The organism is Gemmatimonadota bacterium (assembly GCA_030747075.1).
Taxonomy (GTDB): Bacteria; ARS69; ARS69; order ARS69; family ARS69; genus ARS69.
Genome location: JASLLL010000016.1, coordinates 18,878 through 31,041, shown reverse-complemented (window position 1 = coordinate 31,041; position 12,164 = coordinate 18,878). Strand labels below are relative to the sequence as shown.

The window sequence follows — 12,164 nt, the reverse complement described above, 5'->3', positions numbered from 1 at the left end:
CACGAACCGGACCACGCGTCATCGCACCCTCGTGACGCGCTGGAAGGTCACGCTTTCCCCCGCGCGAAGCCGCGCAAAGTAGATCCCGGAAGCGACCGCCACGCCCGATTCGTCGCGCCCGTCCCACGCGGTCTCGTGCAATCCTGCCGAAGCCGGCCCCGCGAAGAGCGAACGCACATGGCGCCCCGCCACATCCACAATCGACAGCTCCGCGGCCGTCCGGCGCGGCACCTGCCACGACACGACCGTCCGCTCGCGGAAGGGATTCGGCACGCCGCCGAGAACCGCCGTCATCCGAACAGGCGCCGGCCCGTCGCCCGGCAGCGCAGCGCCGGTCGCGCTCCCGCCGTCCCATCGGAAGAGGTCGCCGTTGGGAGTGGTCGCCGCGTAGATCACGCCGCCGGAATCCTTGTGGAAGCGCAGCACTTCCCGCACGCCGGTCATGGTGCCCTCCACGGTCCATGTGGCTCCATCGTCGCCGGTCCGGCAGACCGGCTGCTCCATTCCCGGCTGGAACCCGACCAGGAAGTCTCCCTCCGGCGTTTCCACCAGATCGAAAATGCGGATCGCGTGGATCGAGTCCGCCTCCACGGAAGCGACCGGGGTCCAGGTCACGCCGACATCGGTGCTCCATCGCACCTGCCCCCCGTGGAGGTCATGCGACCAACCGGTCCACCACACGCGCCCCGCGGAGTCGTTGTGGAAGCTCTCCACGCTCCACATTCCCGATCCCAGCATCAGCCCGGTCCATGTGGCGCCGCCGTCCGTGGAACGGTTGAGACGACCCCATCCTCCCGCCAGCAGAATGCCGGGAGAGGGTTCGTAGAGCGTTGCGATCTTGTTCTGCATGGCGGAGGTGGCTCCCAGGGCCGTCCAGGTCGCTCCCGAGTCGACCGTGGCGTAGATGTCGCAGTTGGGCGAGGTTCCGGCCAGCACGCGCCCGTCGGAGGTCGAAAGAAGTGCCCGCACGGCGGTGGCCCCCGGGATGTCCCCGGTAGCAATCCACGAAAGCCCGTCGTCACCGGAGAAGAACACATCCCCGTCCGGGTAGGTCCCCGCGTAGAGATCCCCGCCGGGCGTCTGGAGAAGCGAGTACGCGTTCATCGCTCCCGGAAGCAGCGACTTCGCCCAGCTCGCGCCCGCGTCGGTCGATCGATACACCGCGCCTTCGGGAGAGGTCGCGGCGTGGAGCGTTCCGCCCGTCTCTCCGAGAATCGCGTTCACATTCCACGCGCCGTCCAGTTCTCCAAGCTGCGCCCACACTCCATCGGGATGCACCACCGTGTCCGGCGCCACACTCGAATCCGCATGCAGCACCCACAGATCCTCAATGCCGCGCGTGCCCTCGGAGACGCCGGAGGAAATGACCAGCCGATCCTCCCCCACCGACGCCCACGGCGTACAGGCCGGGCCATCCGTATTGACGGGGGCCCCCAGATTCTGCGGCGGACCCCAGACGCCTGCCCCCACAAGCTCGCTCACCCACAGGTCCGCGTTCCCGTAGCCTCCGGGCCGAATCCCCCCGAAGTCGCTGAAGTAGAGCCGCTGGCCGTCTCGGGAGATATAGGGCCGAACCTCCGCGTTGGGGCTGTTCACGGCTCCGGGAGCAGCCCGGTGGTTCACCCAGTCGGTGATGGCGCCGCTCGGGCCCCGGTCCGCAAGCCAGATGTTGGACGCCTTCACATAGTAAAGCTGCGACGCATTCGCCGACAGGCACGGATCCGACCCGACAAAGAGCGAATCGACTTGCGTGAACACGCCAGCCGTTCGCACCGCGCATCGAATGACCGCCCCGCTCGCGTAGAGGAGAGTGTCGCCGTCGGCCGTCGTGGTGGGCCGACGCTCTCCGGCAGCCGTGTTGACTCCCGGCCCGAGATTCGTGTCCGGACCCCAGTCCCCCGCCACGGAATCCCATTCCGCGTGGTAGAGATCCCAGTTGCCCTGATGGCCGGAATCCGCGGGACCGCCCACACCCGACAGGCGGATGAAGAAGAGTTCCTGCTCGTCAGGCGTGAGCCACCCGTTGCACTCGGAATCGTAGAGGCAGACGCTGAGGCTGATCGGATGGCTGTACGAACCGGCCGCCGTGCCGCCGATCCCGCGAGCCCCCGCATAGGGTTGTTCGCCGTCCGGGGCGTTGCCCGGATCGCAGGCGATCGCCGCGCCCGCGATCAACAGCCCGAGCGCCGCGGCCGACCCGAATGCGGGCCGCCGCCGACCGCCGCCCGTCATCGGACCCTCGTGACGCGCTGGAAGGTCACGCTCTCCCCCGAGTGAAGCCGCGCAAAGTAGATCCCGGAAGCCACCGCCACGCCCGACTCGTCGCGCCCGTCCCACGCGGTCTCGTGCAGCCCCGCCGAAGCCGAACCCGCGAAGAGCGAGCGCACATGGCGCCCCGCCACATCCACGATCGAAAGCTCCGCGACCGTCCGGCGCGGCACCTGCCACGACACGACCGTCCGCTCGCGGAAGGGATTTGGCACGCCGCCGAGGACCGCCGTCATCCGAACAGGCGCTGGCCCCTCGCCCGGCACCGCCGCGCCGGTCGCGCTCCCGCCGTCCCATCGGAAGAGGTCGCCGTTGGGCGTGGTCCCCGCATAGATCACGCCGCCGGAGTCTTTGTGGAAGCGGAGAATCTCCCGCGCGCCGGAGAGCGACTCCTGGACATCCCAGGTCGACCCTCCGTCGGTGGTGAGACAAGCGACCCGCTCCGGCCCGGGCTGGAACCCGACAAGGAGCGATCCCGCCTCCGGCTCCACGAGATCGTATACGCGCACCGCGTTCAGCGAATCCACCGTGACCGAGGAGGAAGTCGTGGTCCACGACGCCCCGTCGTCGTTGCTTCTCCTGACGAAGCCCTGATCGTGGTGGCTCCAGCCGGTCATCCAGAGTGTCCCCGAGGAGTCGGTGGTGAACGACTCGAAGCTGAACATCCCGCTTCCCAGAATGATCCGGCTCCACGAACTCCCGCCATTGATCGAGCGGTTCAGGTCTCCCCAGCCGCCCGCCAGGAGCACCCCCGGCGACGGTTCGGCCATCCGCGTCACGCTGTTCTTCATGCCGGAAGTGGCCCCCAGCGCGGACCAGCTGCTCCCGCCGTCGGTCGTGGCGAAGATGGCGCAGTCCGGCGACGCGCCCGCAAGCACGCGCCCGTCGGAGGTCTCCAGAAGCGACCGAATGCTCTTCGCGCCGGGGATCGGCGCCGTGCCGCTCCAGGATGCCCCCCCGTCCGTCGACCGGAATACGCGCCCCCGCGGGTAGGTCCCCGCATACAGATCCCCGGTGCTTGTCTCCATGAGCACATGGACTTTCATCGCGCCGGGCAGAATCGTCTTCGCCCACGAAGTGCCGTCGTCGGTCGACCGGAAGACGGCGCCCTCCGGGGAAGTCGCCGCGAGGAGCGTGCCGCCGGTCTCCCCGATGATGTCGTACACATTCCACGCCCCGGCCAGATCGCCCAGGAGTGTCCAGTCTCCCGGCACATGGCTCGCGGAGTCCGGCGCCACGGTCGAGTCCGCGTACGAGATCCAGATGTCCTCCGTGCCGCGGCTTCCCTCGTTCGATTCCGACGCGGTGTAGATCCGCCGTCCGTCCGCCGACACCCACGGCGTGCAGGTGGGCCGGTCGCTGTTGACCGGCGGCCCCATGTTCGCGGGCGGCTTCCAGTCGCTCATGACCGGATCCCAGTCGCTCACCCACAGGTCCGCGTCCCCGTACCCGCCCGGGCGGGGGCCTCCGAAGTCCGCAAAGAAGAGTCGGGTTCCGTCACGGGAGATGTAGGGCCGATCCTCCCGGTAGGTTGTATTGACGAAGGAGTTGAGCGCGCGCAGGTTCACCCAGTCGGTGATGGCGCCGCTCGGTCCGCGGTCCGCCACCCAGATGTCGTAGTTGCGCACGAAGTAAAGTTGCGATCCGTCTTCGGAAAGGCACGGGTCCATCCCCGTGAAGAGCGAATCCACCAGAGAGAACACTCCTCCGGAACGAATCGCCACCCTCATGATGGCCCCGGATGCGAAGATCAGCGTGTCCCCGTCCGCCGTCGTCGTCGGGCTGCGGTCCGCATTGGGTGAGTTCACGCCCGGTCCCAGATTCGACACCGGCCCCCAGTCCCCCGCCACGGAATCCCAGTCCGCGTGGTAGATGTCCCACTTCCCTTCGAAGAGCGAATCCGCAGGCCCGGCATGGCCGGACGCGCGGATGAAGAAGATCTCCGACTCGTCGGAAGTGAGCCACGGATTGCAGTCGGAGTCGTAGTTGGACACGCCGACCGAGACGAGATGGCTGAAGCCGTCCGCGAAGTGCCCAGTGCGCGACGCGGGACCGGCAGGCGGCGCCCCCGACCCCGCGGGAGCGGTGGCGTCCCACCGCGACCCGATGCGGCAAGCGGTGGCGGGCTGTGGCGCCAGTACCCACGCCAGAGCGATCGGAATGGAGAGGGCAAGAAGCAGACGGTCGACGATCCGGCGACAGCAGAGGAACTTCGGCACCATGGCCTCCCGGGGGGAGAGGGTGTGAGAGTTCTTCGGATGCGTGCTTCCCGCCGGCCAAGGCGTGGGACCATTCTACCGAAATGGGCACGGATGCGCCAAATCACACTGCCAGTGAGCCCTCAGTGCGGCTCACCACGCCCGCGCAACCGACGCGGCCAGCGAAAGCCCGCCCAGGATCCGCTTCTTCTCCGAAGGAGGGGAGGGCGGGGGTGGCGGACCCGGCGGACCGGGAGGCGCGTCGGCCTCGGGCCGATCGTCCCCCAGCGGAGCCACACTCCTGGCGTGAAGCGCGCCGGTCCACCCCGGGCGCGGCGACCAGGTGAGTTCCAGATCGAGTTGGGCGCCCCAGGGGGCGTGCGTGTCGAACTCGGCCTCGTGCGCTTCGTAGGTGAAGTAGAACGGGTACACCACCGGGACGCGCTCTTCCCACGCGACCCTCCCGTGGTCCTTCCACTTCTCAAACCGTCCGTCGATTCGCAGACGAAGACTGCGCCATGCGTGCGTACTCCACTCGACGCGGGCGTAGATGGCCTCCCAGTGCGCGTCCACGGAGACGAGCCGGTAGCGCGTGGACCGGAAGATCTCCCAGACGCTGAACGGCCAGATCTCCGCGAAGCCCCGGCCGCCCCGCACGCGCCATCGGTCCACCCCGCCCGAGACGCGAAGACGCGACCCCGGCCTCCATCCCGCTTCCACCGTTCGCCGGTCCGTCTCGACGCCGCCCGCGTCCAGATAGCGCGTGCCGCCCGACGCCATGGCAAGGTCCACAGACGCCACCTCCCGCGAGGCGCGAAGGTCCACTTGCGGACCCCGGACCGCAGAGAGGCGCGCGGACAGGCGATCCACGGCAATGAACGGCAGGTTCCAGGTCTCCGGGTCGGTGCGTTCTCCCGCGACACGCCGCCGCCTGGCGGACGCTTCCACGCGAAGAACGCCAAGGATCGGACGAAGCCCAAGGTGCGCTTCGCCGACTTCATCTCGAAGCCGGACCGGAAAGCGAAAGAGCGACCCGGAGACGCGCTGCGACAGTCGCGTTTCGGTGCGCGCCAGCCACGCGCGTGCCTCGACGCGCTCCAGTGCGCCCCACGCGCCCCGGACCTCCAGCGCGCACTCCGTGCCGCCCGCGCCACCCAGAAGTCCCCGCGCCTCCCACCGGCCCCGCCGCGCCGCCCACGCCATTGAGATGTGTTCCACCGGGCGACGCCCATCGAGCGCGTCGTCTGGGCCGTGCACTTCACGCTGGAGGATCGTGACACGGTCCCCCGACGCCCGCGCGCCAAACCACAGGCGCGGCCCTCCCCTCGCCAGCACCATTCCCCAGACGCCGGTCGTGGCGTAATGGTGGCGCGTGTCGCCCTCCGTGGACCGGTAGAGAAGGTGATGCGCATAGCCCGCGCGCACGACGCCTTCACGGGGCAGCGAATCGGGGAACGCCGCCAGCGGATCCTCGGTGCCGAGAAGCGCGCCAAGCCCCGGAAGCTCAAACGCCCCCGCCGGATCGACCACGGCCGAACCGACGAGGGCGCACAGCGTCAGCGCCGGAAGGGCGCATCGGATCACGGCGCTTCGAAGCCGATGATCGCAAGCCACGATTCCCGCGTGGATCCGGGGAAGAGCCCGCCGAAGGTGTAGTCCGGGAAGTAGGGCAGATCCATGACGGGAACGAGATCCACCGGCATCCCCTCGTCATCCAGAAACTGGAGCGGGACATTCAGCCCCGAGATGGGAATCTCCAAGTGTGCGTAGGTGTAGTCCTCCACGGCGATTTCCGTAAAACCGTTCGTACAGGTTACGGAGGCGCAGTCGACGGAATCCGCGTAGCAGTATTCCCAGAGCGGATCCGCGGCCCAGGAGTCGTAGTACTGGGCACCGGATTCCCGAACGACCCATTCATCCTTGGCGAGGAACTCGAAGATCGGCAGGAAATCGCGACCATCCTGCGGCGACCCCAGGAAGTAGTTCGCCAGATTGATGTCGAGCGTGAACGGCCCCGCCGGACCTTCCGCCTCCAGTGTGTATGTCTCGGTGATCAGCGTTTCCACCCATGCCAGCACATCTTCGATCGTGGTGAAGTCGGTGGCGAAGTCCGGCTTGTCGGGATCGTTCTCGATCTCCGTGTCGATCTCCATGAGACTCCCGATCTGGATGATGTCGTCTTCCTGCCCGTCCGACTCGGCGCGGATGGCGGCCACGGCACTCTCCAGCTTGTCGCGCGCGGCCAGAAGCGCGTCGTAGGCGTCATCCATCTGCGTGCCGCGTCGCGTGAGAAAGTCCTCGCGATCCTCATAGTTGAAGCGCAGCGCCTCAAACAGGATGGAGTCCGGATACGGCGTGCAGAAGTAGCGCAACTCGTACACCAGACGCGAACCGCCGAAGCCGTCGTCTTCGATCCGCGCGGGCTCGCCGCCGGGAAGGGAGGCGCGGGCCGCTTCCATCTCGTCGACCCATCCGTAGGTTCCGTCCGTCCCCACCATGTCCATGTCGAACGCGGTCAACAGAAGGAACGGTACGAGCGCCGCCCGAAGCGACGCGTCGAACACGAGCACTTCGCCGAGGTCGATCTCGATGGTCTCTCCGTCGACCGTCAGGTGGACTTCCGGCCCGCTGTTCGCCTCGGCCAGTTCCAGATGCGCCAGCGCACTCTGGAACGCGGGGAGTATCCGGCTCTCGATGAAGAGCTGGAGCAGCGCAACGGAGAAGTCCGGGGTGGGCGCACGAAGGAAGTGCGACGCCAGTTCCCGGGGCGCCGTCGCGAGAAGCGCGAACTGATTCCCGAGAATCGGGGAGACCGGATCCAGATACAGCCCGCCCGCGGGGAGGTCCGCCTTTTCGCCGGTCACGGCGTCGGTGGAGCGGATCTGGCGGAAGCTGGCCCAGAGCTCCATGTCGAAGTTGATCGACACGATGTCCACCAGCGCGGCTGCCAGATTCGCCGTCGGCGAGGTGGCGTTCACCGAAAGGGCGTGGTCCACCCCCGCCTGAATCGCGGTGAAGTCCAGCGTGGCCAGGATTTCGGGATCCGACGCGTCCCCGAGAGCGGCCAGCGTATCCGCCAGATTCTGCATCCAGAATGCGGCGATGGAGTCCGCTTCGGAGACATCCCCGCTGCCATTGTCGTTGTTGTCGTTGCCGGCGGGATTGTCGGAGCAGCCGAAGGCCGTCGCCAGCGCCAGCGCGGTCAGGATCGTCAGGGGGATCCACTTCCGGATCATCGGTGCGAGCATTGAAACCCTCCCGGGTTGCGATGAGTGAACTTCGGCGCAGGCAGCGGGCGCGCGGGAGGAACTCCGCGCCGGCGGCCCTTTGCCGCAACCATGCCGAAGCAAGCCCCCCGGAGGAGACCGGCCACCCGGGGAGATTACGCCGGAATCGGGACGCGCGAAAGCGGGTTCTGGCGCCGCGCGCCCCGGGACGCTATCCTCCCGCATTCCCCGGTTCTGGAGGATCTGGTGAGCTTTTCCGCAGGAAGCGTCCGTATCGACCCCCCCACGGCACTCGCGCCGATGGAAGGAATCACCAACCGCGACTTCCGCCGGTTGGTCCGAAAGCTCGGCGGATGCGGACTGGCCGTCACGGAGTTTGTCAGTTCCGAGGCGTGGACGCGCGATGTCGCGAAGGCATGGCGCATGGCCGAGATTGACCCGGACGAACATCCCGTCGCCATCCAGATCTACGGCCGGGACCCGGAGCGCATGGCTCTGGCGGCGCGCACGGCGGCCGGACTCGGCGCGGACCTGGTGGACATCAACCTCGGGTGCCCGTCAAAGCGTGTCACCTCCGGGTGCAGCGGCGCGGCGCTGCTTCGTGAGCCGGAACTCGCCACGCGGATCTTCACAGCGGTCGGAGCGGCCACCGCCGAAGCGGGGATTCCGTTCTCGGTCAAGATGCGGACCGGATGGGACGCGAGCCAACGGAACGCACCCGAGATCGCGCGCGCGGCCGAAGGCGAAGGCGCGGCGATGATCACCGTTCACGGACGAACGAGAGCCGACCTGTACAAGGGACACGCGGACTGGGCGTTCGTCGGACAGGTGAAGCGCGCGGTCAGCGTGCCCGTGCTCGTCAACGGCGACATCCTGACGGTCGCCGATGCACGCGCCGCGCTGGCGGCGTCCGGCGCGGACGGGGTCATGGCGGGACGGGGCATCCTTCGGAATCCGTGGCTCCTGCGCCAGATCGCCGCAGACCTCGCGGGCGAACCCGTCGAAGAGCCGACGCTGCGCGATCGCCACCGGGTCCTCAAGGAGCACTTCCGCGACCTCGGGCGCCACTGCACGGACTTCGCGACGCTGGGCCGCATCAAGAAGACGGCCGGCTACTTCACCCGCGGGCTTCCCTGGGGAGCGCGCCTGCGAGACCGGATTCACCACTCGGACACGGTGGCGGAGGCCATGGAGTTCCTCGACGAGTACTTCGATCTTCTGGAGCGCCGCCGCGTTCAGGACGCATTTGTCGCCACCCACGACGAGGGAGACAGGGGTGGAGCCCCGGGCGCGGGGAAGGTAGACTCCCGCCCTCGGAAATCGCCCGAACCCGACCACGGAGGAAACCGTTGACCCAGACGCTCACGCTTCGCATCGGCCACAGTCCCGACCCCGACGACGCCTTCATGTTTTACGCTCTGGCCAAAGAAGCCGAGGGCATCGACGGGATCGCCGTGGAGCATGTGCTCGAGGACATCGAGTCGCTCAACCGGCGCGCCCTCACCGCGGAGCTGGAAGTGACGGCGGTCTCCGCGGCCGCCTACCCGGAGCTCCAGGACACCTACTGGATCATGCGCACCGGAGCCAGCATGGGACGCGGCTACGGCCCCATCCTCGTGGCGAAGACACCGATGGACCCGGCGGACCTCGCGGGGAAGACCGTCGCCATCCCGGGCGAGAAGACAACCGCCAACCTTCTGCTGGGGATCCTCTTCCCCGGAGTGAATCGCGTGGTGGTGGACTTCGACCGGATCCCGGACGCGGTCCGGCATGGCGACGCGGAGGTCGGGCTCCTCATCCACGAAGGTCAGATTACCTACGCGGAGGAAGGCCTGCACAGGATCGCCGACTTCGGCGAGATCTGGGAGAAGGAGACCGACGGCCTCCCGCTTCCGCTGGGGCTGGACCTCGTGCGGAAGGACCTCGGACGCGAGATGGCGGAGCGCATTTCCACGATGCTCCGGCGCTCCATCGCGCACGCGCTGGCCAACGAAGACGACGCTCTGGAGTATGCGCTGGAGTACGGGCGGGGCATCACACGCGAAGTCGGGCGGAAGTTCGTGCGGATGTATGTGAACGAGGACACGCTCGACATGGGCGATCCGGGCGTCGCGGCACTCCGGCACCTGTATCGTCGCGCGATGGATGCCGGGCTGCTCGACCGGATGCCGGAGATCGACCTCGTCTGACCGGGGGCGAAAGGCACGGTGTGCGGGTGCCGCTCATGCACGCCGGTCCGACAGAGGGCGCACTTCCTCGGCGCAGGCCGGCTTTTCGAGAAGCCGCCCGGCCGCCTCCGCCACCGCCTCCACCGACACGGCATCGAGCGCCTGCCCGGCTGGCGCGCACAGGAGATCCGCGTTCTCCCGATCGAGAAACCAGTCCGCGAGCGTCTCCGACTCGGGACGGTAGAGACCGAGAAACCGCCCGCCGGAGAGCTGCGCAATGTGCGACGGCCCGCAGTCGTTGGAGATGGTGAGCCGCGCCCCGCGAACCAGCGCCAGCGTCCGAACAAGATCCGTGCTCTCGGCAATCTCCACCGGGCACTCGTTTCCCGCCACCCCTGTCGGGAGGACGGCAGCACCACCCGGCGCATCCTGCGCAAGCGGGAGGAGCATTGCGCGCTCCTCGACTTCGCCCGGCCCGAGGAGCAGAACGAATCGCTCCGCCGGGATTCTCCCGGCCAGCGACAGAAAGCGGTCGAGCGGCCAGCGCTTCTCGGGATTCCCCGCGCCCGGCATGAGGAGCACGGGACGCGCGGCGGCGTCCTCGGGCAGCGGTTCCGGCGGCGCGACGAGATTCATCCACTCCCGGAAGAGGGGGACGGTCGCGGTGTCGCACTCGCCACGAGCACGCGCATCCACCAGCGACAGGTAGCGCGTGGCCAGATGAACGCCATCATCGTACGGGTGGCGCTCGTCGAGCAGACGCGAGAGCGTGCCGTGCGCGAACCCGACACGCCTTCCCGGTGAGACGGCCGCCGCGAGCGAGCACGCCGGGGACCATCGGCGAAGCTGGAGCAGAAGGTCCGGCGGGTGGCGACGCAGCGCACGCACCAGTCGCAGGAATCCGGCCACCCCCCCGCCCGCGCAGAGACGGACCTCGTCCGCCAACCCCCACTCTGTGAAAGCCCGCGCCTGGGCCACGGGGGAAACCACGCGAATCGTGGCCTGTGGGTGGCGAGTGCGCAGCGCGTACAGAAACGGAATCTGCACTAGACGCGCCCCCCAGAAGGGCTTGTTCGGCGACAGAACGGCAATCTCCAGAACGCACCTCCTCCCGCTGGACCTGGAATCCTACCCTGAGCGGAAGCCTTCGCAAAGGAAACCCACGCCCCCCGGCATCCGTTCTATAGTGACGGCATCAGGCCGCCAGTCCGCGCGCGACGATCCGCGGCCACCCGGGCGCGAGGCATCCACCTGAAGGAGGAACCATGGCCAGCGGTGATGTGTGGTATCTCGCCATCGAAGGAAAGAACGAAGGCCCTTATCCCAAGAGTGAAGTGGAGGCCCGTATCGCCGACGGTTCGGTCGATGCGGAGACCTATGTCTACGGCCCGGGAACCAACAACTGGGAGATGCTGGGCCGGGTCGCGGACTTCGCCGCGGCATTCGGCGGCGTCCCGTCCGCTCCGCCCCCTCCTCCCTCCGGTGCCTTCGGTCATCCGCGCGCGGATGTCATCGACTACGAGATTTTCGGCGAGGAAATGCAGTTCGTCGAGATCACGCTGGATCCCGGGGAAGCGACCATCGCCGAAGCCGGATCGTTCATGTACATGGACCCGGGTATCCGCATGGAGACCATCTTCGGCGACGGGAGCCATGCGGTATCCGGCGGCGGGTTCATGGGCAAGCTGCTCTCCGCGGGGAAACGGGTGCTGACCGGGGAGTCGCTCTTCATGACGGTCTTCGGCAACGGCGGCGCAAAGCGCCAGACGGTCGCGTTTGCATCCCCATACCCCGGACGCATCCTCCCGATGGATCTCACCCGGCACGGCGGGGTCATGCTCTGCCAGAAGGACGCCTTCCTCTGCGCGGCCAAGGGCGTGGCGGTGGGGATCGCGTTCCAGAAACGCCTGGGCGCGGGGCTCTTCGGCGGCGAAGGCTTCATCCTCCAGAAGCTGGAGGGAGACGGGCTGGCATTCGTCCATGCGGGCGGACATGTGGTGTCGCGCGAACTGGAGCCGGGCGAGACTCTTCGCCTCGACACGGGCTGCCTCGTCGCGCTCGAGGAATCTGTCCGTTACGATGTGGAGTTCGTGGGGGGGATCAAGACGGCGCTCTTCGGCGGTGAAGGCCTCTTCTTCGCCACGCTGACCGGCCCCGGGAAGATCTTCATGCAGTCGCTCCCGTTCAGCAGGCTCGCCAGCAGAATCTATGCGGCCGCGCCTCAAACCGGTGGACGACGCAAGGGTGAGGGGTCCATCCTCGACCATGTGGGCGGAATCGGTCGGCTGATCGACGGCGACTGA

The 12,164-nt window shown here is 68.0% G+C and carries 8 protein-coding genes; 3 read left to right on the top strand and 5 right to left on the bottom strand.

Translation table 11 applies throughout. The features are described 5' to 3' along the window. Positions 1-18 precede the first annotated feature (18 nt). From QF819_06795 to QF819_06780, 4 genes are all read right to left on the bottom strand, one after another. Positions 19-2,232 (bottom strand): FlgD immunoglobulin-like domain containing protein, encoded by a 2,214-nt coding sequence (locus tag QF819_06795; protein ID MDP6802867.1) that lies wholly within the window; start codon positions 2,230-2,232, stop codon positions 19-21. Next, positions 2,229-4,490 carry a FlgD immunoglobulin-like domain containing protein gene (locus QF819_06790; protein ID MDP6802866.1) on the bottom strand — a complete coding sequence of 754 codons (2,262 nt, stop codon included), beginning with the start codon at positions 4,488-4,490 and terminating at the stop codon, positions 2,229-2,231. The genes QF819_06795 and QF819_06790 overlap by 4 nt, the downstream gene beginning before the upstream one ends. 129 nt (positions 4,491-4,619) lie before the next feature. After that, positions 4,620-6,050 carry a hypothetical protein gene (locus QF819_06785; GenBank protein MDP6802865.1) on the bottom strand — a complete coding sequence of 477 codons (1,431 nt, stop codon included), beginning with the start codon at positions 6,048-6,050 and terminating at the stop codon, positions 4,620-4,622. Further along, entirely contained in the window at positions 6,047-7,714 is a 1,668-nt protein-coding gene (locus tag QF819_06780; GenBank protein ID MDP6802864.1) for a hypothetical protein, read from the bottom strand. The genes QF819_06785 and QF819_06780 overlap by 4 nt, the downstream gene beginning before the upstream one ends. 225 nt (positions 7,715-7,939) lie before the next feature. Here QF819_06780 and dusB point away from each other — a divergent pair, with 225 nt between their 5' ends. Beyond that, the gene (gene dusB / locus QF819_06775; protein ID MDP6802863.1) at positions 7,940-9,046 is read left to right on the top strand and encodes a tRNA dihydrouridine synthase DusB; all 1,107 of its coding nucleotides are present in this window, start codon (positions 7,940-7,942) and stop codon (positions 9,044-9,046) included. Beyond that, entirely contained in the window at positions 9,043-9,882 is an 840-nt protein-coding gene (locus QF819_06770; protein MDP6802862.1) for an ABC transporter substrate-binding protein, read from the top strand. The genes dusB and QF819_06770 overlap by 4 nt, the downstream gene beginning before the upstream one ends. Positions 9,883-9,915: 33 nt before the next feature. Here the strand turns inward: QF819_06770 and QF819_06765 are convergent, their stop codons facing one another. After that, a complete protein-coding gene (locus QF819_06765; protein ID MDP6802861.1) occupies positions 9,916-10,908 on the bottom strand; it encodes a glycosyltransferase family 9 protein in 993 nt (330 codons plus the stop codon). Between the two features lie 218 nt (positions 10,909-11,126). Between QF819_06765 and QF819_06760 the strand changes: the two genes are divergently transcribed. After that, entirely contained in the window at positions 11,127-12,164 is a 1,038-nt protein-coding gene (locus QF819_06760; protein MDP6802860.1) for a TIGR00266 family protein, read from the top strand.

What these genes read in the sequence shown, in the direction of transcription:
- QF819_06760 (MDP6802860.1), top strand. Translation starts at nt 11,127, where the DNA reads ATGGCCAGCGGTGATGTGTGGTATCTCGCCATCGAAGGAAAGAACGAA.
- QF819_06790 (MDP6802866.1), bottom strand. Translation starts at nt 4,490, where the DNA reads ATGGTGCCGAAGTTCCTCTGCTGTCGCCGGATCGTCGACCGTCTGCTT.
- QF819_06795 (MDP6802867.1), bottom strand. Translation starts at nt 2,232, where the DNA reads ATGACGGGCGGCGGTCGGCGGCGGCCCGCATTCGGGTCGGCCGCGGCG.
- QF819_06780 (MDP6802864.1), bottom strand. Translation starts at nt 7,714, where the DNA reads ATGCTCGCACCGATGATCCGGAAGTGGATCCCCCTGACGATCCTGACC.